Origin of the sequence: Amycolatopsis sp. cmx-4-83 (assembly GCF_046548815.1) — a bacterium.
Classification (GTDB): Bacteria; Actinomycetota; Actinomycetes; order Mycobacteriales; family Pseudonocardiaceae; genus Amycolatopsis; species Amycolatopsis pretoriensis_A.
On the sequence record NZ_JAEBEF010000003.1, the window covers coordinates 145,457 to 167,663 of the forward strand.

Consider the following 22,207-nt stretch of genomic DNA (forward strand, 5'->3'; position numbering starts at 1 on the left):
CCGGCGTGATGCGGTACGAGCTGCTGGGCCCGGTCCGAGCGTGGCGCGACGACGTCGAGATCGAGCTGGGCCCACCCCAGCAACGAGCGACCCTGGCGGTGCTCCTCCTGCAGGAAAGCACACCGCTGTCCCCGTCCCAGCTGGTATCGGCCCTGTGGAGCGGCGCCGAGCCCCGGGCGGCGATCGGCATGGTCCGCTCGTACGTGTCCCGCCTGCGCCACGCGGGCGTCCCCATCGAATCCGCGTCCGGCGGCTACGCCCTTGTTGCACCGGCCCTGGACCTGACGGAGTTCCAGCGCCTGCTCGCTTCGGCCCGCTCCTCTGCTTCCTTAAGGGCCGCACTGGCCCTATGGCACGGAACCCCGTTGTCCGGCCTTTCCGGCGCCTACGCGGAGGCGGAGCGAGTGCGGCTGGCGGAGCTGCGCCTGACCGCCCGAGAAGACCTGGCGGCAGCGGACATCGCCGAGGGCCGCCACGCGGAAGCGTCGACGGCCCTGACCGACCTGATCGCCGAGGAGCCGCTGCGTGAGCGCCCCCGCGAGCTGCAGATGCTGGCGCTGTACCGCTCCGGTCGTCAGGCGGAGGCACTGGCGGTGTTCACCAGCACGCAGCAGCTCCTGGAGTCGGAGCTCGGCCTGTACCCCGGCCCGCAGTTGAAGGAGATGCAACGGCGGATCTTGGCGGCGGACCCGACGTTGACTCCGGTCCAGCCGTCCGGCCCCTCCCAGCTGCCACCCCAACTCCCGGAGTTCACGGGCCGCGCCCCGGAGCTGGCGACGCTGGTCGAGGCCCTGAAGCCCATGGATTCGTCAGTCCCGGTCCAAGGCATCGAAGGCCTGGCGGCGATCGGCAAGACAACGCTGGCCGTCCAAGCGGCCCACAAGGTGTCGGGATCCTTCCCGGACGGCCGCCTGTTCGTGGACCTGGCGGCGTCCCCGGACCCGCTGGCGGAGCTGCTACGCGGAATAGGCGTGACGGCGCTGCCCGGTTCGTCCAGCGAGCGCGCGGCTTTGTGGCGAGCCCGGACAACGGGCCTGCGCCTCCTGGTGGTCCTCGACGACGCCCGAAGCGAAGAGGAGATCCGCCCCCTGATCCCAGGCCCAGCCGGCCCGGCGGTGCTCATCACGGCCCGCCAGCGCCTGTACGGCCTGGCGCACGCGCAATGGACCAAACTGGGCGGCTTGAGCCCCTCGGACTCGCTGACGCTGTTGGAGCATCTGCTCGGCCCCGCCCGGCTCGCGGAGGACCCAGCAGCGTCCTTGACCTTGGCGACCCGAACAGCGGGCTTCCCCCAGGTCCTCCAGGCGGTAGCGGCGAGGTTGGCGTCCCGCCCGGCCTGGACGATGTCGGAAGCCCTGACCCGGTTGGGACGTCCGGCCCCAGGAGCCCCGGTGACACCCCCGGAGTGCTGGGCGATCGAGAAGCCGTACGAGTCGACCCTGTCCCAGCTGACCCCGACCCAAGCCGAGGCGTTCCGATCCCTGGCCTCCCCCACCCCGATCTCGGTCCCCACGGCGGCTTCGGTCTTGGGAATACCCCTGAGCGACGCGGCGGTGCTGCTGGAGTCCCTGGTGGACGCCCACTTGCTGGAGCCGTTCGGCACGGACCGCTACCGATACGAGGAGCCGCTGCTGATGTTCGCCCTGGGCCGGCAGGCTGAATCGATGCAGCCGAGCTGAAACTGGGTGATCTTGCCAGAGGGGGCGAGGTGGTGGATGTGCACCCCCCTGAACAAGGGGGAGGGGCGGCCGTATACTCTCTCTTCAGCAGGTCCGAGTGGCGGAATGGCAGACGCGCTAGCTTGAGGTGCTAGTGCCCTTAACGGGCGTGGGGGTTCAAGTCCCCCCTCGGACACTTACCATAACCCCAACCGTGCGGATCGAGATTAGTCTCGATCCGCACTTGTCGTTTACCGGGGTGGTAGGTTGCGTGCAGCTGGAGCTGCCGGTAGACCTCCGCCTTTCGTTCGGTGTCGGCGGTGGTCAGCACGTTCCGGATGTCGCCTAGCCGCTCGATCAGCTCGGCGATCTGCTCCTTGGTCAGCCGTTGCGGCAGGGGGCGTGCGACGAGGCGTGCCTTGGCCTCCGCCCGCCGGGCCTGCGTTTCGGTGATCCAGGCGGTGACCAGCTTGACGTCGGCTCCGGCTTCAAGGGCTGCCCGGTGGCGTCCGAGTGCTCGGTCGCATTCCTCGACTGCCTTGGCGGAGGCTGCTGCGCCGGGGTCGACGTCGAGTTCGGGTTGGGCTGCGTAGAGGTCGTCGATGGTCTCGGCGAGGCGGTGGGGTGCGAAGCAGGTGCTGAGCCAGCTGTCGAGCGGGCCGAGTAGGTCGCGTTCGGCGAGGTAGACGTTGCGGGGGTGCTCGGTCTTGTTGGCCAGCCCATACTCGTTGGGATAGCGGCAGCGGTAGAAGAGCTGGTCGCGGCTCTTCTGGCCCTGCATGCGCCGGCCGCAGATCCCGCAGTGCAGCAGTCCGCGCAGGACGTAGCGGTGCTGGGTGCGGGTCCGTTCGCGGGTCTTGCGGCCGGCGCCTTTAGCGGCGGCGATCTCTTGGGCGCGTTGGAAGGTTTCGACGTCGATGATGGGCTCGTGGACGATCTGCTCAGAGAAGATCCACTTGTCGCGGGTGTTCCAGCGCATCTTGGTTTCGTGGCCGAGTCCGACGTCTTCGACGTCGATGAGGACTTCGTCTTTGCGTTGCTTGTTCCAGACCTGGCGGCCGGTGTAGCGGGGGTTGGTGAGGATGACGCTGACGGCGCCTTTGGCCCAGGCGACGCCGGTGCGGTGGCGGTTGCGGGTGGGGTCGTTGCTTGAGGGGGAGAGGATGCCGTCGCGGGTGAGGGCTTCGGCGATGGCGAATTTCCCGCGGCCGGCGATGTATTCGGCGTAGATGCGCTGCACCACCGGCGCGGTGACGGGGTCGGGTTCCAGGCGATGCAACCGTTTGCCTTCAGCGGCTTTGGCCGGGTTGGGGTGTGGTCCGGCGTCGGCGAGCTGGTAGCCGTAGGGTGGTCGGCCGCCGAGGTAGCGGCCTTCGACGGAGGCTTGGGCGGCCATGGCGGCGCGGACGCGGATCTTGATCCGGTTGCGTTCGCCCTTACTCATCCCGCCGAAGACAGACATGACGAGATCGTGGGCTTCGGACTCCGGCTCGATCGCGCCACCGACTTCGGGCACCCAGAGGCCGACGCCGTAGTGGACCAGTACGGGGAAGGTCAGGCCGTACTGGTTGCCGTAAAACGCGCGTTGCGGTTCGCCGATGACGACGGCGTCGAACCCGCGGTCGGCGTCGCGCATGGCCGCCAGCAGCCGGGTCGCCTCGGGCCGGCGTTTCCAGGGGATCGAGCGGGACTGCCCGATGTCGAAGTACTCGGCGACGATCTCGCCGTGCTTGTCGACCAGTGCCGTGGCCCGGGCCAGCTGCCAGTTTCGGGATGCCTCGGGGTCTTGCTGGTCTTCGGTGGAGACCCGGCCGTAGAACGCGAACCGCATGATCAGGCCGCCTTGTCCGAGTCGAGCAGCAGCCGCAGCAGAGCGCTGGCCGCGCCGTTCGATAACTGCGGCGGGGACGCCGGCAGCAGGACGGTCAGCGGGACTACGTCGCATCGACGACCAGACCGAGGCCGACTGTCGGCCGCGTCCCGGCGTATCAGCGGTCGTGAACGGCGCGGTGCCGGGCTTGATCGTGGAGAAGTGTTCGGTGAAGTCGTCATGTCCGCCCCGGGCTGGTCGCGTTGCAGGGATCGTCCACGACACCGTCGTAGCGGCCAGAGCGGAAGTACCCACTCAGGTCGACTTCGACGGCGCGCGTCTCGACGACCAACTCCGCCTGAGGAGCAGCAGGGAGACACCGCGATACCGAATCGTAAAGGTCATCTGGTCCGATCGCGCAGCCGTCTGACCTCGGGTTACCGTCGCCGAGCGATCGCCAGATAGATGCAGGTTGTCTTCATCCGACGCGTGCTCGTGACTGTGACGGCTCGAAGGAGTTAACCGGAGGGTTCTTGGTTCGAGTCCAAGCGGGGGAGCAAAGCCCAGGTCACAGACCTGGGCTTTCCTGCTACCCCTGAGTAGGGGCGATTTAGTGTCTATCTTGACGGTCGTCCAAACATGGCGGCCTGGTCGGCTGCGGCGTTGCTGTCCGGCCAGCTGGCGGCTGTCTCAGGCGGGTGGCGGGCTTGGGCTGCGCGCGGCAAGCCCGGCCCGGACCGCCCACCTTTCGCCCCGGCACGTCCGCTGAGCCCAGCGGCGCGCTGATGGCGCGTCAGTTGCACTGTTTGGCTGGCGGCCTGCATACAGATTCTGCGTCGTCTATCGGCTCTGGCGAAGGCGGAGTCGCGGGTTCGAGCCTCGTCGGGGCACCACGCCGACCAACAGCGGGCGTTGCTGCGTGGCTGTAGCTCGCCTCCGACGACCACGGCGGTGGAGGCGATCGCGCCGTCGTCACCGTTCTCGACATCGCTCAGCACGTCCCAAATTCGGCCAGCCACCTGCCGTGGCCTCGCCACACCGGGGCGGTCCGGGGGTTCAGGTTCAGCACTGCCGCGGCCGGCAGAGGGCCCAGGCGACGCGGCGATCGAGCGAGTTGTCGCTCTTGGCGCTGGCGCGATCAAGCCAAGCACGGCGGAAGCCCCGAAACCAGTCCAGGCGAAATAACTCGGCTCACCGCGTGCCGGCACGTAGGCTCTGCGAACTTGGCACGCGAGCAGGAGCACCATGAACAGGCGAAGCAAGAGTCGACGGCAGCACACCCCGGCAGAAGTGAATCCCGCCCCGGCCCTCGTCGCACCGTTTGAGACGCGATCGCTGCTAGCGGTATTGGAGGCAGCCAGCGCGTCACCGACCGCGGCTCACCGGAACTTGTCGCTCGGACTTCTCACGGATGCGGTCGTGAACCGCCGGAAGACGGATCGGCAAGGCGGCCGTGCTCCAAGCCGTGTCGCCTGCGCCGCCGACCTGACCGTCTTGGTCAACGAAGTCGGCCGTCTTTTGCCGGACATAGCCAACTTCGAGGACTTCACGCCGTTCGACAATCGCCCCGAGGTTCTGGTCCGTTGGGGAGCAGATCTGTTCCGTCTGATGGCCGGGGCGTTGGAGAGGCCCGTGGCAGTCGTCAACGACCTGTCGTTGCTCGCGCGCGTGATCGACAGGGTCTTGGTCCCCAAGGTCGGGTTCGGATTGGCTGATGCTGGCGAGCTGGTTCTTAGACGCGTCGACCAGGTCGCGAACGCTTTGGCTGAGGTGTGGCCGGACGGGCCGGTAGCAAGCGTTCGGGACGATGCGCACGTCACGCAGGCCGAGGTCGACGCTGTCGCAGCCCTGGCTCCGAGCACTGATCTGCCAGCGCTGTGCTCTTCCCCTGACCGGGCCCTCGCTGCTGCCAATCACTACACCGTCAACGCTCGAGACCTGGTGTGTGATCCTTTCGAGTCGACTTCGATCTTCGGTCAAACGATCGCCGCCCGCGTCCGGGGCAAGACGTTCGCGTTGCCTGCCGTCACCCAGTTGGAGGCCTTGCAGGCGATAGGTGCAGACCTCGCTGGCGTTGCCACGACGACGAACTCACGAATCGAGCCCGCTTACGCGGAGGTGATCAACCGTCGAGTGGTCGGCTTGCTTCGCGGATCCGGGCACACGATCATCGGCCCTGTCCGCCTTGTCTCCGGTGAACAGCTGCATTCGGTCATCATTTACCAGGAGCGGCTGATCCTCGCGTTGAACGTTGTCGGCGGGCTTACTCCCGAGTCCATCCGTGCCTCGCTCGCCCGCGGCGACGCCGCGCTGTCCAAGCTACGACCGGGTGCTGAGCTTCAGACGCCGACGGGCACGCTCCGTCTACGCAGCGACGCCAAGATCGCCCGCGCCAACGTGCTCGCCGGTCCATTGAGCGGGGTACGGCTGGCGTTCCAGCATCCGGTCCTGCCGCTCATGGACCTCGAGTGGATCCAGTCCGCGGTACAGAAGACGCGCGAGGATCTGTGGTATTTCGTGCGTGACATCGACAAGCCGGCAGGCATAGGAGGCATGTTCGCCGCGGATCTCATCGACAAGTTCGAGGTGTGGCGTTCTCGGAAGAGCTTCTACCGGGGCGGCGTGCCCATCAGCTTCATGCACTTCGCACCACACGAGTCGATCGCGGAATGGAAGGACGCCGCAAGCAACGCTGCCGCCGAACGGGCTCTGCACTCCCTCGGGCTTCCACCGTTGCGTGACTGGCCACTGCTCGAACCAGAACACCGCGGTGGGTTCGAAGTTGCGGACCTTGGACTTGATCGGATTTACCAGGTTGTGCCTTCGGCAGTGCCGGTCGCGGTCTCACTGGTCGACCACTCGGGCCACACGGGGGACACGAGGCTGCTGTGGAACGTCGGGACCGACCTGGCATGGAAGATCGTTCATACCGAGGCCACCTTCGTCGGCGCGGCGCGAGCCAGCGGCAGGACCTCCCTGCGGGTGTACTTCCACCGCGACGCCGGTCTCGGTGACGTCCCGCTCGCCTTCCGCTCCCTCGACGGCGACGTCTTGTCGATCAGCTGGGGGGCGGGATTGCAGGACGCGCTTGCAGCCGACTCTTTCGCAGTGGAGCGGTTGCTCGGTGAAATCGTGTCCCGCAGCCTCGACGAGCAGACTCGCCCAGGCTTCGTCGAAGCGTGGGCTGCCGCGCCACCAGGTATCCGGCTCGACGGCCAATACCTGCCGCAACGCGCGCAGTGGCTGCCGGACCCCCTCGAACCGCACGAGGCGGTTCGCAGTACCTTTCTGCGTCGTCTCGGCGAGCATCTGGTGGCCGAAGGGGTCGAGCCGGGTACCCGTGAGAGCGATGACGCCCGCGAGTTCGAGAGTCGAACAGTCTTCCCCTGGCTCCTGCAGGCCTTCCACGAAACGATCGCATCCCTTTCCGGCCCGGACCTGCTCTCTTTCGCGCTCGCCCAGCTCGAACAAGCCACTCGCGCCCGCCAAACGCTCGAACAGCAGGTCCGCTGGCAACAGGGCTTCCCCGTGCGGGAGGACGGGCGAGTTGACGACAACTTGCAAGGTAGGTCCCAGATGATTCGCGTGCTGGCGTTCATCGTCGAGGAAGTGCTGGCCCATCCTCCGACCGGACACGGTGCCACCGATGTTCTGTCCTGGGTGGAAGCTGTCACAGCCGCGGAATTATGTCTGGACTCTTGCCTGCGCAGCGCCGCTCTGCACCACCAGCTCACCCGCACCACCCTGACGATCAGCGACACTTACGAAGTCGACACCGACGACTCCGGCGAGCCCACCGACGTCGACAACGCCGCCTACCAGCAGGTACGCGCGCGCATGACAAGGCCCGAAGGCATCCCGATCAACCCAGGCAACGCTCTCCCGCCCACCGACGACGCACCACCTCGCGCGTTCCTGGAGTCGAAGCCGGAACTCGCCCCGGTAGACACAGCCATGCGTACAACGCTCGGCTTTGGTGTCGACGCCATGGTCGGCGTGCTCAACGTCGCCACTCAGTGGGAAGCCAGCAGCGCCGAGCCCACCCCTGCCACGACGGCTGAGGAGGTCGTCGCTGAATGTGTGTCTCTCGTGGTCGGCGCTGAACCGCACGAGTTCGTAGCGGCGGTCGACTGGCTTACTCTGCGCGCAGAGGACCTTCAAAACGACGTCATCCCCCACTGGGAGACCGAACGGCGTACCAAACGCATCGCCACCAGCCCCCTCGTCGCCACGGCCGAGGGGTTACGGGTTCTGCCCTGGTCATCCGGATATACCTTGCGCATCCTCGCTGCCTACCTGTCCGACGGCCGACTCCCGTGGCCTCAGAAGGCGCTTCCAACTCCAGTCAATAAGGCGCTCGACGAATACCGGCAGACGCAGAACCGTCAGGCGGAAAAGGACTGCGCGGCGAAGCTGACAGTCCCTGGGTTTATTGTGCGTCCCTCTCTGAAGCCGAACAAGGCGGCCAAGATCGGTATTGTCTCGCTTAGGGGAGAAATCGATGTGCTGTGCGTCGACCCGGGCCGGTCAAGGATCTGGGTCGTCGAAGTCAAAGACTCGTACACGCCGTACTCTCCCTATCAGGTTCGTAGGCTGATCGACACATTCAACCAGAAGGACAAGTACGTCGACAAGCTCCTCGCCAATGTCTCCACGGTCTCAGCTTGTGCCACTGCGCTCGCAACGGCTCTGCAAATTGAATCTCCTGGTAGGTCATGGAAAGTGCATGGGCTAATGGCTATTGAGCACCCCGAACCAGCGGCTTACACTGTCGAGGCACGGGTATCGTTCTGCCTGGTGGATGACGTCCTGCAGATCGTGGCCAACGACAAAGACCCCGCGCCTGGACCAAACTTCTCGCTGGTTCCGTTGGCTCAGGAGTTGCAACCGAATACTGTGGATGATTCTGACTAGATGTTCGATGGCGTCGGCGGACACGGCGACGGTACGACCATCGGTACCGAGGCGCCGCACCTCGAGGAATGGATCGCCCGCGGCCGCTGATCCAGGCGAACTCCGGGTCCGGCTCGGTCGCCGCCGTCCTCGTGCTGGTGATCTCCTGTTCGGCGCCCAGGCGGTTGCTGGCGGCGCTGGAGCTCGGGCGCGCGGTTCTGATTCCGGGCTTCCGCTAGATCGTGGACACGCTGATCAAGATGTTCACGCCGGCGCGGGGAGGCACCGGCTCTCGACGGCGCTGATGTGAGCGCGGGCTGTGATCGAGGTCGGGTCGACTTGACAGTGCGGCCGTCATCTCGCAGGATCCGAACAGATGTTCGGTTAGTGTTCGGGTTCGTTCGTGGCTTCCCCACACGTGCGTCTCCGGTGCGTGCTCGTGGTGCTGGAGGCGGTGGCCGGGCTCGCGGCGATCCCTGGCGTCCGCACGCCGCCCAGCTGAGCGAACCGCGCCGGGACACCACGGCACCCGCCGGAATTCTCCGAGTGGCGCAGCCTCTCGCAGGATTGCTGCCGACCGGCGGACTGCGGCGTGGCAGCACCGTGTCGGTCGGCGGCTCGACGTCGCTGGTTCTCGCGCTGCTCGGCGAGGCGACCCAAGAGGGCTCGTGGGCCGCCATCGCCGGTTTGCCACTACTCGGCGCGGTCGCAGCCGCCGAGCTGGGTGTCGCCCTCGACCGGCTCGCGTTGGTACCCGATCCCGGCGGAGAGGTCCTCGCGGTGGTGTCGGCGTTGATCGACGGGTTCGACCTCGTGGTCCTCGGCGCCGCCGTTGCCCGGGGAATTCAGCCGCAGCTCGCTCGCCGGCTCGCCGGCCGCGCGCGCAACCGAGGTTCGGTCCTGTTGGCGATGAGCGGGTGGCCCGGAGCGGATCTGGAACTCCGCGTTCCCCATCGTCGCTGGCAAGGCGTCACCGACGACGGGTTCGGCAACCTGAAGTTTCGCGAGGTCGTCGTGACCAGCCGTGGTCGTGGTGCCGCGGCGCGCCCGCAGACGGTCGCGATTCAGCTGCCAGGTCCCCGTGGTGCGATCGCTGCCGGTGGGCTGCCCGCAGGCTGAAAGCTCATGGAGATCCCCAGATGAAACAGCGATCGCGCTTTCCGATCGCCGACCAACCAGCACGAGCGTCGCGATGACCGGAGGGCAAGCCGGTAGCCAGATTCGCTCGGCTGCACGTGGGGAGTGCGGCGCCCTGATCCCGGTCCGGCCGGCTACTGGCAAACCGCTCGCCTGCCTGCGCGGCCACCGGCTCGCTCTCGACCTCTACGACCAGCTTGCCCCTTACAGCCATCGCTACCGTCTGCACGCCACCCTGTGCGAGGTGTGCCGGGCGCAAGAAGGGCTCGATCCCGCCGCCCGGCGCCTCGCTGAATGGGCCCACCTCGACGTCGCGAACCAGCACACACTGGCCTCCGCGCCCGAGGTCGGCCTGGTCCTCACCGTCGAACCGCCATCGGCCGGGACGCGCAACGGACGGATCGGTCTCCACCTCGACGGGGCCCAGGTCGCGACCGCGACCGCCACCATCTGCGCCCCGTGTCACGCGGCGACCCTCGACTACATCACCGTCGCCGCTGACTACCGCGGCCTGGGTTACGGTCGCACGCTCGTTGCGGCCTCAGTGGCTCGCGCTTCGACCTACCGGTGGACAGCCCCGCTGCCCGCCGGCCCCGTGACACAGTCGTTCCGCGCCCGGATCGCCATGCGCCGCGCCGGAATGCCCTGCGTCCACGCCGGGCGCACCGACGTCAGGCAGTGAGCGCCAGGGGAGCGGCCGGGAAGCAGTCGTCAAGGAGCGCGTACAGCAGGTCAGGAAGCTCGGCGGGCAGGAGCTTGTCCGCGCACTGCGAAAGCTCGTCGATCGACCACCAGCGTCGGTCGATGAGGCCGACGCGCTCGTTCGCCGAGTGACGGAGGGCGACTTGCGGGGCGGTGTCGTCGGTGCGGGCGAGGTAGACGTGGTCGAGGCGGTGGTGTTGGCGGCCGCGGTAGGTGAAGCGGCTTTCGCGGGTCCAGAGCTTCCGCCCGATCGCGTCCAGAACGAGTCCGGTCTCTTCGGCGATCTCGCGGCGGGCGGTGTCCTCGAGCTTCTCGCCGGGGTCCTGGCCGCCGCCGGGGAGTTCCCACCAGTGGTGGCCGGGGTCGTCGGGGTCGCGGGCGTGGATGAGCAGGACTTCGTCGGCGGGGTTGAGGAGCAGGACGCGGGCGCCGACCCGCAGGGCCGGTTCGCTGGCGACGGTCATCCGGTGGGTCCTCGTGCTCGGCAGCTCGGTGGCGGCCGGGCACGAGTACCCAGGTTCAGAAGAGCGTTGCCTCGCGGTCCGCGGCCGGGTTGGACGTTATCAGCGGCGCGGTCGCGGTCAGCGTCAGCTCGACGGCGAGTCCCGAATGGTCCGTCAGGGCGGGCTCGCCGTGGCGGGTGTCGTGGACGTAGGAGCAGCTGGTCAGGTGGTCGAGGAGCGGGGTGGAGGCGTGGGCGTGGTCGTAGCGGTAGCCGAGCTCGGCGCGGCGGGCCCAGCTGTGCTCGACCGCGGTCGGGTGCAGTGCGCGGAAGGCGTCGGTGAGGCCGTGGCGTTGGGTCAGCTCGGTGTAGAAGGCGGTCTCGAACGGAGCGAACTGGCCGGGATGTGGTGGCACATGGCCGGGTTCGAGCACGTTGAGATCACCCAGAAGAAGGACGGGGACGTCGTCGGCGGTGGCTTCGTAGGCGTGGTGGAAGGCGTCGATCCAGGTTCGCTTGCGGGTGGTCTTCGCTTCGGTGGCGTCGCGGGAGGGCACGTAGGCGCCGAGGATGCGCAGCGGTCCCCGGTCGGTGTTTACCACGATGCCGGCCAGCCGGGCGGGGAGGTGGGTCATGGCGGCGCCGATGGGGTCCACTGTGGTCTCGAACCGGGAGAGGAGCATGACGCCGCGTTCCTTGTCGGGGTGGTCGGGGTAGGTGACCGACCAGCCGGCGTCGCGGTAGGAGTCGGCGATGAGGTGGGTGCCGGGTCCGGAGCCGGTTTCGGTGAGCACGAAGACGTCCTCAGGGCGGCGGGCGAGCCAGTCGCGTTGGCGGCGGGCCCGTTCGAGGGCGGGGTTGCCGACGTTGAGGGTGAGGACGGTCAGGGGCATGCCGGGCTCTCCGTGGGGATGCGGTGGATCAGGTCAACGATGGTGCCAGCCGTGGCGCGGGGGTTGTTGGCGCATTCGATCATCTCGACTGGCCAGCCCTGGTCGCGCAGGAAAGTCATGGCCGCCAGGTAGCCGAGCGTTTCGCGGAAGCTGCTTCCAGGGGTGCGCTCGAAGCGGCTGTGCCCGCCGCGGGCGCGTAGCCGCTGTTCGACGTCCTCGGGTGGTGCCTCGAGCGCACACACGAGGTCGGGGCGGTACACATCGTGGTTGAGCGCCCAGACGACATCGAGCGGGATGTCGTCGAGTCCCTGCAGGACCAGCGACGATGCCGCGTACCGGTCGCAGAGCACGATCTTGCCTTCAGCCAGGGCCGGGAGGATCTCGCTGGCCAGCTGGTGGTGACGGTCGGCGGCACAGAGGCAGGCCAGAGCCATGCCGTGGTAGGTGTCGGTGCCATGCCGTGCCAGCTCACCCAGGGGGGCGCGGGAGGGCTGGACGGCGGCATGGACGGGGACCCCGTCGTCGGTGAGAAGGCCGGCCACCAGCTTGGTGATCGTCGTCTTGCCGATACCACCGGGGCCTTCGAAGGTCACCAGCTTGCCGGGCAGGCGCGGCGTGCTCATGCGACGTCCAGGGGCAGCAACCGGTGCTCCTCGGCGACGACGGGGCACTGCTCGGTGTCGACGTCGCCGATGCGGCCGCCGTTGGCGACGACGGCGGCCGGGCAGCCTTTGCCGCAGGATGGTTCGAGGCTGCAGGAGGTGCAGGTCGGGTTGGCGCCGACGGTGAACCGGTCGTGGAAGCGGTAGTTGTCGAGGCGGGTTGCGATGTCGCGGTCGGTGAAGATGTTGCCGACGATGAAGTCGGTGTCGGGGTGGCGGGAGATGGGGGTGCGGGCGGCGAAGACGAGGTAGGGGCAGACGGTTACCTCGCCGGGGGTGAAGACGTAGATGATCGTTCCGGCTTCGCAGCCGGCGAGGGGTTTGCGGTCGGTGTTGGGGAAGCGGATGTGGGCGATGTCGAGGTCGGGGCCGTCGAACGGCGTGGTCAGCTCGAAGATCTCCTGCATGTGCATGGTGGTCTTGGCGAGTTTGCGTTGGGATTTGACGCCGCGGCCCATGCTGCCGAGCGGGTTGAGCAGGACGTAGCGGGCACCGTTCTCGCGGGCGAACGCGCACAGCTGCACGTATTCGTCGTTGGCGGCCAACGTGTTCGGGGTGCAGAGCAGGCCTTGGAGCAGGCCGGCGGCGGCGAGCTTGCGGGTGTTGGCCACGGTGACCTCGAAGGAGTCGCGGTCTCCGCGGAATCGGCCGTGGGACTCGGCGGCGAACCCGTCGAGCGAGACGTTGACGTGGACGTCGGCCGCGGTGAGTTCCCGGATGACCTCGTTGTCGAGTTCGGTGGCGTTCGTGCAGATCCCGACGTCCATACCGGCGTCGCGGAAGGCGTGCACGATGCCGAGGAAGTCCGGGTGGATGGTCGGTTCCCCGCCGGTCAGCGTGACCCGCTGGACCCGGGCTTCGGCCAGCCGGGGGACGACCTTCTTCACGACCTCGGTCAGCGGCATGCGCTTGCCGTGCTTGGTCGCGGAGACGAAGCAGTGGGCGCACCGCAGGTTGCAGTCCTCGTTGATCTGGACGAGAGCCTTGCGGTTCGGGGCGTCGACGGTGGTGCGGAAGTAGCAGCTCGAAGCCTGCTCGTCGACGGCGATCGGACGGACGGTCATCGTTCGGACCTCCAAGTCGGGCGAGCTGGTGGCGGCGAACCGAGTAGACCACCTGTTGCTCGCTGGAACAATAAATAAGCGTGAAGTGCTCGAAAGAAAACTTCAGAGCATTCTGGCTACACTTGCTCGAACTAGAACTGGAACTGTTCGCGTGGAAAACAAGCTAGGGAGATGCTGGTGACGGACTCGGAGGTCGCCGAGCTGCTGGGCTTCCCGGCGGAGCTGCTCGACACCAGCCTCGACCAGCTGCGCACGCTGGCCCTCGTCCACGCCACCGGCAGCGCCCAGCGCGCCGCCCGGGTGCTGGGGCGGTCGCAGTCCAGCGTGCAGAAGCAGCTCGACACCGTGAACGAGCTGGCGGTGCGGCTCATGGGCGAAGCGCTCGTCGCGAAACAAGGGCGCGGGAAGGACTTCCTCTTCACCGGCTCCGGTGAAGAGGTCGTCGCCCTGGCCACGAGCACGCTGCGCGCCTGGACCGAACGCGTCCACGGCGCCCGTCGGCGGGTCGGGTCCACCGTCACCGTGGGCACCACCGAGTTCACGGTCGAGTTCCTCGGCGAGGTCTGGCCGCAGCTGCGCGAGACCTTCGAACGCCGGGGCATCCAGCTCAAGATCGAGCACGTCCGGACCCGCGACCTCCGGACGAAGCTGGACGCCGAGCAGGTCGACCTCGTCTGCGGCTCGTTCGCCGCCGAACACGATCGCGGTCCGGATGTGCCGCATGACTTCCTGGAGTGGCACCGCGAACGCGTTGCACTGCTGACCAACCTGAGCACCCGCGAGCTTCCCGACCGGCCGGTCGCGCGTGATGTGCTGGCCGGGTTGCCGCTGCTCGCACCGACCGCGGGTCTCCTCGCCGACTTCCTGACCCGGTGGTACGGCCCGGAATACCGGGGCAAGCTCCACGTGGTCGCCGACATCGACGCGCTCAACTACGGGCTCAACCTGCTCAGCAGCAAGCTGATGTTCGGCTGCCTGCTCACGACCGAGCGGGTCGCCGACGCGGCCGTCGAAGGACGGCTGCCCGGCGCGAACCTTCGCAAGATCGAGCTCGGAGCGGGTTACGAACCGGCGCTCGAGATCGTCACCGGGATCTTCGCCCGCGCCGGCGAGCGGCAGCGGTACGCCGCCGATCATCCGCTCAACTTGCTCTGGAACGCCTTCGCCGAGGCTGCCCCAGCGGGCCGCGGCGCTTAGCACGCTTCCTTCGCCAGGTACGCGGAAGCCTTCTGGTGGAGCGCCTTGAAGGTCGCCCGGTAGCCCGCGACCGTCGCCGGGTCGGACAGGTAGATGGTCGCGTGCTCGTGCTTCAGGACGACGGTGAAGACCTTCTCCGCCGTCTCGTAGATCATGAACGGCTCGATCGAGGAAGCACCACGTGCCTCGGCCGGGACGATCCGGGTTTCGACCCGTCGCCGGTTGCCCGGATTGGTGACCTCGTTGAGCTGTGCGCGCAGAACCTCGGGGGGAACGCTCTCCAGTGCCAACGCGCCCGCGCCCAGCAGGAGGAAGTGCCGGTGTCGTGGATCCCGGTCGAGCTGCCGTACCTGCCGGGCCAGAACCGCTTGGTCGACATCGTCCGGCAGGGCGGTGCGCGGGCCTGCAACCGCGTGTGCGTAGTCGTATGTCTGCAGGGAATCCGGGATGATCCTCGGCGCCCACGCGAAGGTGCGAAGGGTGTGACGGTCGTAGGCTTGCTGGAGGCTGGTCACACCGTCGTCGACGCTCTCGACGTAGATCGCGCGATCGGACTTCTCGTGAAGCCGGATCAGAAGTTGACATTCATCGGGCTTGACCTTGAGAAGGCCGAGGATCCACCCCAGCGGCACCGCCGGGATGCGCCGCTCTCCCTTCTCCCAGCCGGAAATGGTGCTCGGACCGATCCCCATCAACCGCCCGAGATCGCGGAGGCTCCAACCTCGGTTCTGTCGATGCTGCCGCAGTGCTCCGCCGAGTACGTACAGACTGGGGTGGCTCAGGCATTCGTCGGTCATGCCGCGTCCCGGTCCGTGAGAACGGGGTGAGGCGATGTCGGCACGCTGCCCGTATCACCGGCAGCGGAACGGACCCGAAGGAAGTCCAGCAGCTCTTCGAGCTTGTCGGCGACCTGACGCTGATCGTCCGTCGTTGCGGTCCCTGTCCGCAGCGCTTCGACGAGCTGGGTGGTTTCGCGGGACATCGGGACTCCGGTCGATCGTGGTGGTGATTCTGAAGTGGACAGACGGCGCAACCCGTTGAGCACGCGGCAAAGAAGCACGTACTCGGCGTCCTCCGCGAGAAGCAGATCGGCCGCGGAAGGCCATCGGACTTCGGTCGGCGTCATGGTTGTCCACCTCGGATCTGGCGCTGCCTGGTCGGTGGCGGCGGCGTTGCGGTCGGGGACGCAACGCCGCCGCCGGTCTGGGAGTTATCCGTGCTCGCTCACGTGGTTGACCGCGAATTCCAGAGCGGAGTCGTGGTCGGACGGAGCCAAGGCGATGTTGGCGACTTCCAGGCGCTCGGCGACCTGGCAGACCCAGTGATCCGCAAGGCGCCGAAATCCTCCGTCGTGCTCCTCCTCGCGAGACGTATCGGGCGCGAGGGTCGTTCGGAAGAGCAGGTTGTAGTTCGAGCTGTGGTTCCGCACGAGGTGTTCAAGCTGCTCGATCTTCGCTGGGTCGGGTTCTTCGCCACGGTGCTGCAGCGCGGCGCGGTAGTACGCCAGCGCGTCGGGGACCGCGCCGTTCACGAGGATGACGTCGGCGTGCAGCCAGGCTTCCAGCTCGTCGCTGATGCCCCTCGTGATGAACCACATCGTCGATGCCCAGGAATGGTTGTGGAGGATCGGTATCCCGAGCCGCTGCGCCCGCTCCACGAGCGCGGCGATCGTGGCGACCTGGAAGCCGTTTCGCCGTAGTTCCAAAGCCAAGCGGGAGACGAAGGTGCTCTTGCCCGTCAGGTGCGGTCCCATGATCGCGATGGTCAGCGGCCGTTCGACGGCTCCCGGCATCATCCGATCCGTCCTTCCGCGTTCCTCAAATCAGGTAGTGCTTCGCCGGATACCGGCTTGGCGGTTGTGGTCACCGGTTCCCTCCTGCATCGTGACGTCGGAACGATCACCATGGGACCCTGACCAGCTATGATTCGGTAAGGGGGTAAGCGGTGACCGCTTCGATTTACCCCCCCGCCGAACGAACCGGAGACGGATGTGACCGACGAACGGAGCGACGCGCGGCCCGCGGCCGACGAACTCGCAGCGGAGATCCGGCAGATCCGCGGCGCCGCGGATCTGAGCCAGGCGGCCCTGGCCCGGCGAATCGGTTACACCCGCAACTACGTGTCGATGGCGGAACGGGCGGGCCAGAACCTCCCTTCGCACGAACTCATCGAAGCGCTGGAACGCGGCTTGAACGCGGGTGGCGCGTTGCGCCGCCTCTGGCGGGCGGCGAAGGAAGAGCAGGCAGCTCTGCGGCGTCAGCATCGGCCACAGCGCGCCAGTCAGCTGCGGGACGACGCGGTCCGGGCCGGCATGCCGGCGTTGCGTCGAGCGCTTCTGGCGTGCGATGTGCCGGACGACGGTCCCGTGCGACCACAGCACGAATTGCGGACGGCTGTCGCGCAGGCGACGGAACAACGCGTCGAAGCGCGCTACGCGCAGCTGATCGCCGATCTGCCCGCTCTTCTGCTGGAGCTGGGGCGGGCGCGCCAGCTGGCTGCCGATGAGCGGGCGCGAGCGGACGTCGCGGAGTTGCTGGTTCTCGCTTATCGGGCAGCGGATGGCCTGGCTTTCAAGTACGGCTACGTAGATCTGTCCGCTCAGATCATCACCGCGATACGGCTGGCGGCGTCCGAGATCGACCGGCCGTTCCTTGACGCCGCTGTTGCTTATGTGCGCACCGAAACGTTCTTCGCTACCCAGGATCTGGAGTCTGCCGGGCGGTCACTGGTGCGGGCCATCGATCGCGTACCGGTCTCAAGGTCCACATTGGAGACAGCTGTCGCCCGTGGGTCGCTTTCGATGCGGGCGGCTGTCGTCGCGGCCCGCGCCGGGAAGCCGGACGAGGCCGAGGACCACCTTGCCGGCGCCTACCGGGCCGCAGAGCACGCACCCGAGGGTGTCTACCTCGGCACCGCGTTCGGACCGGCATCCGTCCGCATCCACGAAGTCGCTGTCGCCCAAGAGCTGGGCGACAGCCCGACGGCAGTCCTGCGCGGTACGGGCTGGCACCCACCGCGGGAAATCCCCGCCGAGCGCCGTTCCCACTTCTACATCGACCTCGCCCCGGCCCAGCTCGAAGTCGGCCGTCCCGAAGAAGCCTTCGTGTCGCTCCAGCTGGCCAAGCGGGTCGCGCCGCTACACACGCGAGAGCATCCGCGCGTCAAGGTTGTGCTCAAGTCGCTGTTGCGCGGCCAGCGGACGGTCAGCGACGATCTGGCGACCTTCGCGGCCTGGGCGGACGTGAACTGATCAAGTTCTCGCGACCAGCCGGGGCAGCTCGGTGAGCGAGTCGATGACCCAGTCGGCGTTCGCCTGCACTGCGGGGTCGTCAGCCCATAGGTGTCCCCATGGGCCGCGCCGGATCAAGGCCGTCCACAGCCCGGCGCTGTGCCCCGCGACGACGTCGTTGTCGCGGTGGTCGCCGACGTACAGGAGCTCGTGGGGAGCGACGCCGGCCAGCTCGACGACGTGCCGGAAGAAGGCCGGATCGGGCTTGGCGACACCCCATTCGGCGGAGGTGGCGATGGCGTCGACCGGGAGATCGAGTTTGCGAAGCAGGCTCCCTGCCTTGGCGGTCTGGTTGCCGGCCAGCCCGACCCACAACCCGCTGGCCTGAAGCTCGGCGAGCGCGGGCCGGACGTCCGGGTAGAGGTCGGACTCCTCGATCCGCTCGCCGTTACCGGTCTCCTCCCGGCGTTGCCGTTCGGCGGCCACGTCGAAGTCCGGCTTGAAGTACCGGAACGTCTCGGCGTTGTCCCGCCCCGCTGCGGTGACCGCGCCGAGCACGGTCGAGAACGTGTGCCGGCCGACGCCGATCCAGTCCGCCCAGGCGTGCCACTCGCGCGTGTCGTCGAGCACGGTCTCGCCGATGTCGAGGACGACAGCCCTCACCGGCATGGCGTTTCCCCTCCGTCGGTGACGTTCCGCGGTCGAGTCTGTCACTCGGCCGCCACCGAGACGGTCTGCCCCCTGACAACCACCAGCTGGAGCGCGCGCAGGTTGGCCAGGTCTGCGAGCGGGTCGCCCGCGGTGACCAGCAGGTCCGCTGAAAGACCGGGTGTGAGCTGCCCGGTCGTATTGCCGACGCCCAGGGCTTCCGCGCTCGTGGTCGTGGCCATGTCGATGATGTCGGCGCGGTCGAATCCGAGGTGCTCGTAGAGCTGAAGGGCACCGGGGTAGTCGTCGAACCCCGAGGTCCCGGCGCCCGCGTCGGTGCCGGGGATCATCCGGATGCCGTGGTCGGCCATCCAGGCGAACCGGCTGACCACCTGGTCGGCGCGGGCGGAACCGAGGCGGTCCATGAAGCCGCGCCAGTCCGAGGGCCAGGCGACGCAGGCGAAGATGCCGCGTTCGGCGATCGTGGCGGCGACGTCGTCGCGCAGGTCGTAGCCGCCTCCGCCTTCACAGAGCCAGGTGCAGTGCTCGATGGTGGTGACCCCGGCGTCGGCGGCCGCGGCGATGGCGTCCGTGCCGTGGGCGTGCGCGGCGACGGGCAGGCCGGCCTTCTGGGCTTCGTCGACGATGGCGGCCAGCTCGGCCGTCGTGAACTGGGTGTCCCACATCTTCGGTGAGTTCGGGGTGATCTGGCCGCCGGAGGCCATGACCTTGATGACGTCCGCGCCGAGCTGGGCGTTCTGCCGCACTCGGGCTCGGAGCTCGGCTTCGCCGTCGGCGGCGCCGCCGAGGAACCAGCAGTGCCCTTCCGGGACGGTGACCGGCGGGCCGGACGCGACGATCCGCAGTCCCTGTGGGTTCTGGGTTCGGAACTGGATGGCCAGGCCGTCGCGGTCGCCAAGGTCGCGGACGGTGGTCACGCCGGAGCGCAGGAGCTGGTCCGCCCGGCCGGCCAGCTCCGCGTGGGTCGCCTCGGCGGCTGCTTGCGCCGGGTCGCCGCAGGCGTCGAACACGAGGTGGACGTGGCAGTTGATCAAGCCGGGAAGGATTGTGGCGCCGGGGAAGTCCCGGCGTTCTGCGGTGGGAGACGCGAGGGCTTCGACGTCGGCGCGTGGTCCGAGGAGGAGAATCGTGCCGTTCTGGACGAGCACGGCGCCGTCGGGGATCCGCTCGCCGGCCGGCCCGGGGAGAACCTGGTCGGCGGTGTAGAGCTGCTGGAGCACGGGGGCCTTTCAGGCGGGGACGCAGAGCTGGAAGACGGCGATCTGCCGCATGAAGGGCAGCACCTGCTCCGGCGGTGCGTCACCGGGGAACGGCCATTCGTCGGAGACCCGGGGGAGACGGCGGAGGTACTGGGCGACGGCTGCCGCGCCGGCGGCGTCCTCGACGAGCAGAGCGTTGCGGGTCTCGTGCTCGTCGGGTGCGACGGTGCACCGCCCGGCCGCGAGCAGGTTGCGGACCCAGTCGCGGCGGCGGTCGGGGGAACAGACGTACTGGACGCCGTCGAGCTGCACGAGCGCGATCGGGACGGCGTGCGGCTTGCCGCTGGTCCGGCCGGTCACCGCCAAGACGCGTAGGGCGTAGTAGCCCTCGCGGTGCGGCTGCGGATCCTGCGAGCGGATCCGCTCGAGCACCTGCAGGTTGCGGTCGCGGATCTCGGCGTTCGAAACCGTGGTCACGAGGCTCCTTCCCGGGCCAGCGCCCGCGAGAGGTGGATGAGCTGCCGGACATCGGAGTTGATGTCCACGTCTTCGGGAGCCGCGACGAGCACGCCCGCCCGGCTGGTCGGCGTGTGGCCGCCGGCTTGGAGCTGGAGTGCGCGGCGGAAGGTGTCGAGCTGCTGCTCGGCGGGGCGGCTGGAGTCGAAGCCCGCGTCGACGAGCTGGGGGCTCAGCTGCAGGAGGCCGTCCCGGATCTCGATCACACGCCGCCAGTACCGGTGGCCGATCCGGTGGGGGAGCAGCGTGTCCAGCCAAGACCGGGTCGGTGCGTGGTCGAGGGCGTCGGCGGGGAACACCGCGTGCAGCTCCCGCCACAGCGGCCACAGCTCGACGTAGGCGCGTCGCCGGCGAAGCCACGTCTTTAGCGCGGCGAATCGAGCTGCGAGCCCGACGGAGAACACGCCGAGGAGGAACACGAAGGTGCAGATCGGGACCAGCCGCGTGGTCACCTGCATGAGCGGAGCGCCGTAGCCGGGGTTGCCGGCCCAGCGGATGACCGTAACGACGGTCCGGACGCCGGTCGTGACGGCCGTGGCGACGAGAGCGGCGGCGACCAGGCGGAGCCCGAACCGGGCGCGGCGGCTGGACTCGGCGGCGTACCGCAGGGCCCAGCGCGCCGTTTGCACGGCGGCGTAGAACATGTAGCTGCCGCCGATGATGTAGAAGGGCGCGACGCCGGGATGGCTCATGTCGTTCGGCAGATTCCCGGATAGCGGGTAGGCGGTGTCACGGGCGCCTGGCGGGAGCACGAAGACCGCGGCGGCCATCGCCGAGCAGACGCCGACGAGGATCGCGGTCTCGACGCGCACTCGCCGCCACGACCCGCCTGCCGAGATCAGGAAGAAGAGCAGGAGCGCGTAGCGCGAGGTGTTCAGCGCGACGTTCGTCAGCAGCTTCACGGTGCTGGACGACGGCAGATCGCCGAACACAGTCCTGGCGAACGCGACGAAGGTGGAAGCGCCGAGCAGCTGGCAAGCGATGCTCACCACGACTGCCCAAAGCGCCGGGTCGCGCGGTGAGCGGGCCAGCCGGTAGAGGAACCACGCCAGCACGAGCAGCAGGAAGTTCGTGAGGTTCATAGGACGTCGACCGGGTCGCCGAGGGACGCCTGCGCGCGGCGGGCGCGGCGTGACCCGCTCGGCAACGTGATCTCCTGCGCCTTGGTCGTTGCCTCCAGCAGCACGGTCGCGAGCGCTTCGGCTTCGTGCTCGTACTCGTTCGCGTAGGTCGTGCGCCGCCGCAGTGCGCTCCGGATGACGGCGGGTGGGATGTCGGGCAGCAGCTGGCGCCACATCTCGTCGTCGCCTTCGTCCGACGGGTGATCGGCCAGGAGGTGGCCGAGCTCGTGGGCGATGATGTGCTCCTGGTGGAACCGCGTCGTCCCCGTGCTTTGGTAGAGGATGACGTCGGCGGCCGTCGTCTTGATCCACAGGCCGAACGGGCCCGGGACCTCCATCGGCACGGCCAGCAGGCGGATGGGCTTGCCGCGGCGCTCGCCGAACCGGGCGCAGATCTCCGCCATCGGCGTCGGGCCTTCGATGCCCGCGGCGTTCAGCTCGGATCGCAGCCGACGGCGGAGGCCGGCGATTCGCCGATCACGGCGCACGCGTTGAAGCAGGCTGCTCACGACGGTCCTCCCAGCCCGTTGTCGATCACCTCTGAACGATCGTCGCAGATCAGACGCGGTGTCCGGCGGGTTGGACGGCAAGTCACCCGGACGTGTGGTTCTCGCTGCGGCTGGCCTGGAAGTCGATGAAGTCCAGGACGCTCGACAAGACGTCGGGGGAGAGGGCGCTCGCCCGGAACGCGACATCGCGGACGCCTTGCTGGGACAGCTGCTCGAGGAGCGCGTACTGCCCCTGGATCTCGCGGGCTCGCTCGCTGGTTCCGAAGTACTCCAGCTCGACACCGAAGTAGGCCGCGAGTTCCTGGGCGAAGCGCAGTTTCGGTTCGTTCGCGCCCTTGATCAGGTTGTACAGCTGGCTCTTCGAGATGCCGATTTCCTCGGCGACTTCCGACACGGTGTACGGGCGGCCGTCGTCGTGCTTCTTGAGGTTGATCAGTCGCTCGAGAAGCCGCCCGAAGGGCTCGGGTGGCTGATCACCGGGCTCGGACACGGTCACCCCCTCCGGA

Annotated in this window: 21 protein-coding genes and 1 tRNA gene; 8 read left to right on the plus strand and 14 right to left on the minus strand. The window is 68.2% G+C overall.

Features of this window, described 5'->3' with window-relative positions:
* Nucleotides 1–8 precede the first annotated feature (8 nt).
* Together ACLJQM_RS10300 and ACLJQM_RS10305 are read left to right on the plus strand one after the other, a co-directional pair.
* Nucleotides 9–1,679, plus strand: a complete 1,671-nt coding sequence (locus ACLJQM_RS10300) for a BTAD domain-containing putative transcriptional regulator (protein ID WP_410630918.1) — start codon at nt 9–11, stop codon at nt 1,677–1,679.
* 91 nt (nt 1,680–1,770) lie between these two features.
* Nucleotides 1,771–1,854, plus strand: a tRNA-Leu gene (locus ACLJQM_RS10305).
* On the opposite strand, the gene ACLJQM_RS10310 is transcribed toward ACLJQM_RS10305, so the two are convergent.
* The gene (locus tag ACLJQM_RS10310; RefSeq protein ID WP_410630919.1) at nt 1,819–3,489 is read right to left on the minus strand and encodes a recombinase family protein; all 1,671 of its coding nucleotides are present in this window, start codon (nt 3,487–3,489) and stop codon (nt 1,819–1,821) included. The genes ACLJQM_RS10305 and ACLJQM_RS10310 overlap by 36 nt on opposite strands.
* A gap of 1,398 nt (nt 3,490–4,887) precedes the next feature.
* On the opposite strand from ACLJQM_RS10310, the gene ACLJQM_RS10315 reads away from it, so the two are divergent.
* The 4 genes from ACLJQM_RS10315 to ACLJQM_RS10330 all read left to right on the plus strand — a co-directional run bounded on the left by ACLJQM_RS10315 (nt 4,888) and on the right by ACLJQM_RS10330 (nt 10,180).
* Nucleotides 4,888–8,382 carry a hypothetical protein gene (locus ACLJQM_RS10315; protein ID WP_410630920.1) on the plus strand — a complete coding sequence of 1,165 codons (3,495 nt, stop codon included), beginning with the start codon at nt 4,888–4,890 and terminating at the stop codon, nt 8,380–8,382.
* Between the two features lie 68 nt (nt 8,383–8,450).
* On the plus strand, nt 8,451–8,600 hold the full coding sequence (locus ACLJQM_RS10320; protein WP_410630921.1) for a hypothetical protein: 150 nt from the start codon (nt 8,451–8,453) through the stop codon (nt 8,598–8,600).
* A gap of 307 nt (nt 8,601–8,907) precedes the next feature.
* Nucleotides 8,908–9,480 (plus strand): hypothetical protein, encoded by a 573-nt coding sequence (locus ACLJQM_RS10325; RefSeq protein WP_410630922.1) that lies wholly within the window; start codon nt 8,908–8,910, stop codon nt 9,478–9,480.
* On the plus strand, nt 9,446–10,180 hold the full coding sequence (locus ACLJQM_RS10330; RefSeq protein ID WP_410630923.1) for a GNAT family N-acetyltransferase: 735 nt from the start codon (nt 9,446–9,448) through the stop codon (nt 10,178–10,180). Before ACLJQM_RS10325 ends, ACLJQM_RS10330 begins: the two co-directional genes overlap by 35 nt.
* Here the strand turns inward: ACLJQM_RS10330 and ACLJQM_RS10335 are convergent.
* Genes ACLJQM_RS10335 through ACLJQM_RS10350 form a run of 4 tightly spaced genes read right to left on the minus strand, consistent with a single transcriptional unit; the run spans nt 10,170 to nt 13,261 of the window.
* On the minus strand, nt 10,170–10,664 hold the full coding sequence (locus ACLJQM_RS10335) for an NUDIX hydrolase (RefSeq protein WP_410630924.1): 495 nt from the start codon (nt 10,662–10,664) through the stop codon (nt 10,170–10,172). The genes ACLJQM_RS10330 and ACLJQM_RS10335 overlap by 11 nt on opposite strands.
* Nucleotides 10,665–10,719: 55 nt before the next feature.
* Complete coding sequence (locus ACLJQM_RS10340) at nt 10,720–11,535, minus strand: endonuclease/exonuclease/phosphatase family protein (protein ID WP_410630925.1); 816 nt, start codon at nt 11,533–11,535, stop codon at nt 10,720–10,722.
* Nucleotides 11,526–12,158, minus strand: coding sequence for a dTMP kinase (gene tmk / locus ACLJQM_RS10345; RefSeq protein ID WP_410630926.1), 633 nt, complete (start codon nt 12,156–12,158; stop codon nt 11,526–11,528). Before tmk ends, ACLJQM_RS10340 begins: the two co-directional genes overlap by 10 nt.
* Nucleotides 12,155–13,261, minus strand: coding sequence for a radical SAM protein (locus ACLJQM_RS10350; RefSeq protein WP_410630927.1), 1,107 nt, complete (start codon nt 13,259–13,261; stop codon nt 12,155–12,157). The genes tmk and ACLJQM_RS10350 overlap by 4 nt, the downstream gene beginning before the upstream one ends.
* Before the next feature lie 177 nt (nt 13,262–13,438).
* Between ACLJQM_RS10350 and ACLJQM_RS10355 the strand changes: the two genes are divergently transcribed.
* Entirely contained in the window at nt 13,439–14,458 is a 1,020-nt protein-coding gene (locus ACLJQM_RS10355; protein WP_410630928.1) for a LysR family transcriptional regulator, read from the plus strand.
* Here ACLJQM_RS10355 and ACLJQM_RS10360 read toward each other — a convergent pair.
* From ACLJQM_RS10360 to ACLJQM_RS10370, 3 genes are all read right to left on the minus strand, one after another.
* The gene (locus ACLJQM_RS10360) at nt 14,455–15,255 is read right to left on the minus strand and encodes a Scr1 family TA system antitoxin-like transcriptional regulator (protein ID WP_410630929.1); all 801 of its coding nucleotides are present in this window, start codon (nt 15,253–15,255) and stop codon (nt 14,455–14,457) included. The two genes, ACLJQM_RS10355 and ACLJQM_RS10360, sit on opposite strands and share 4 nt — an antisense overlap.
* Nucleotides 15,252–15,584 (minus strand): hypothetical protein, encoded by a 333-nt coding sequence (locus tag ACLJQM_RS10365; RefSeq protein WP_410630930.1) that lies wholly within the window; start codon nt 15,582–15,584, stop codon nt 15,252–15,254. The genes ACLJQM_RS10360 and ACLJQM_RS10365 overlap by 4 nt, the downstream gene beginning before the upstream one ends.
* A gap of 84 nt (nt 15,585–15,668) precedes the next feature.
* Nucleotides 15,669–16,253, minus strand: a complete 585-nt coding sequence (locus ACLJQM_RS10370; RefSeq protein WP_410630931.1) for a hypothetical protein — start codon at nt 16,251–16,253, stop codon at nt 15,669–15,671.
* A 195-nt stretch (nt 16,254–16,448) separates the two neighbouring features.
* Here ACLJQM_RS10370 and ACLJQM_RS10375 point away from each other — a divergent pair, with 195 nt between their 5' ends.
* Nucleotides 16,449–17,708, plus strand: coding sequence for a helix-turn-helix transcriptional regulator (locus tag ACLJQM_RS10375; protein WP_410630932.1), 1,260 nt, complete (start codon nt 16,449–16,451; stop codon nt 17,706–17,708).
* On the opposite strand, the gene ACLJQM_RS10380 is transcribed toward ACLJQM_RS10375, so the two are convergent.
* The 6 genes from ACLJQM_RS10380 to ACLJQM_RS10405 all read right to left on the minus strand — a co-directional run bounded on the left by ACLJQM_RS10380 (nt 17,709) and on the right by ACLJQM_RS10405 (nt 22,191).
* On the minus strand, nt 17,709–18,356 hold the full coding sequence (locus ACLJQM_RS10380) for an HAD family hydrolase (protein ID WP_410630933.1): 648 nt from the start codon (nt 18,354–18,356) through the stop codon (nt 17,709–17,711).
* Nucleotides 18,357–18,397: 41 nt separating this feature from the next.
* On the minus strand, nt 18,398–19,576 hold the full coding sequence (locus ACLJQM_RS10385; RefSeq protein ID WP_410630934.1) for an amidohydrolase family protein: 1,179 nt from the start codon (nt 19,574–19,576) through the stop codon (nt 18,398–18,400).
* Between the two features lie 9 nt (nt 19,577–19,585).
* Nucleotides 19,586–20,032 (minus strand): nitroreductase family deazaflavin-dependent oxidoreductase, encoded by a 447-nt coding sequence (locus tag ACLJQM_RS10390; RefSeq protein ID WP_410630935.1) that lies wholly within the window; start codon nt 20,030–20,032, stop codon nt 19,586–19,588.
* Nucleotides 20,029–21,153, minus strand: coding sequence for an MAB_1171c family putative transporter (locus tag ACLJQM_RS10395; RefSeq protein WP_410630936.1), 1,125 nt, complete (start codon nt 21,151–21,153; stop codon nt 20,029–20,031). The genes ACLJQM_RS10390 and ACLJQM_RS10395 overlap by 4 nt, the downstream gene beginning before the upstream one ends.
* Nucleotides 21,150–21,701, minus strand: coding sequence for a hypothetical protein (locus tag ACLJQM_RS10400; protein ID WP_410630937.1), 552 nt, complete (start codon nt 21,699–21,701; stop codon nt 21,150–21,152). The genes ACLJQM_RS10395 and ACLJQM_RS10400 overlap by 4 nt, the downstream gene beginning before the upstream one ends.
* Nucleotides 21,702–21,783: 82 nt before the next feature.
* Nucleotides 21,784–22,191, minus strand: coding sequence for a helix-turn-helix domain-containing protein (locus ACLJQM_RS10405; protein ID WP_410630938.1), 408 nt, complete (start codon nt 22,189–22,191; stop codon nt 21,784–21,786).
* Nucleotides 22,192–22,207 lie beyond the last annotated feature (16 nt).

Bases quoted from the DNA above. Each gene is read 5' to 3' on its own strand.
- ACLJQM_RS10300 (WP_410630918.1), top strand. From the start codon at position 9: ATGCGGTACGAGCTGCTGGGCCCGGTCCGAGCGTGGCGCGACGACGTC.
- ACLJQM_RS10310 (WP_410630919.1), bottom strand. From the start codon at position 3,489: ATGCGGTTCGCGTTCTACGGCCGGGTCTCCACCGAAGACCAGCAAGAC.
- ACLJQM_RS10320 (WP_410630921.1), top strand. From the start codon at position 8,451: ATGGATCGCCCGCGGCCGCTGATCCAGGCGAACTCCGGGTCCGGCTCG.
- ACLJQM_RS10335 (WP_410630924.1), bottom strand. From the start codon at position 10,664: ATGACCGTCGCCAGCGAACCGGCCCTGCGGGTCGGCGCCCGCGTCCTG.
- ACLJQM_RS10340 (WP_410630925.1), bottom strand. From the start codon at position 11,535: ATGCCCCTGACCGTCCTCACCCTCAACGTCGGCAACCCCGCCCTCGAA.
- tmk (WP_410630926.1), bottom strand. From the start codon at position 12,158: ATGAGCACGCCGCGCCTGCCCGGCAAGCTGGTGACCTTCGAAGGCCCC.
- ACLJQM_RS10350 (WP_410630927.1), bottom strand. From the start codon at position 13,261: ATGACCGTCCGTCCGATCGCCGTCGACGAGCAGGCTTCGAGCTGCTAC.
- ACLJQM_RS10360 (WP_410630929.1), bottom strand. From the start codon at position 15,255: ATGACCGACGAATGCCTGAGCCACCCCAGTCTGTACGTACTCGGCGGA.
- ACLJQM_RS10365 (WP_410630930.1), bottom strand. From the start codon at position 15,584: ATGACGCCGACCGAAGTCCGATGGCCTTCCGCGGCCGATCTGCTTCTC.
- ACLJQM_RS10370 (WP_410630931.1), bottom strand. From the start codon at position 16,253: ATGATGCCGGGAGCCGTCGAACGGCCGCTGACCATCGCGATCATGGGA.
- ACLJQM_RS10380 (WP_410630933.1), bottom strand. From the start codon at position 18,356: ATGCCGGTGAGGGCTGTCGTCCTCGACATCGGCGAGACCGTGCTCGAC.
- ACLJQM_RS10395 (WP_410630936.1), bottom strand. From the start codon at position 21,153: ATGAACCTCACGAACTTCCTGCTGCTCGTGCTGGCGTGGTTCCTCTAC.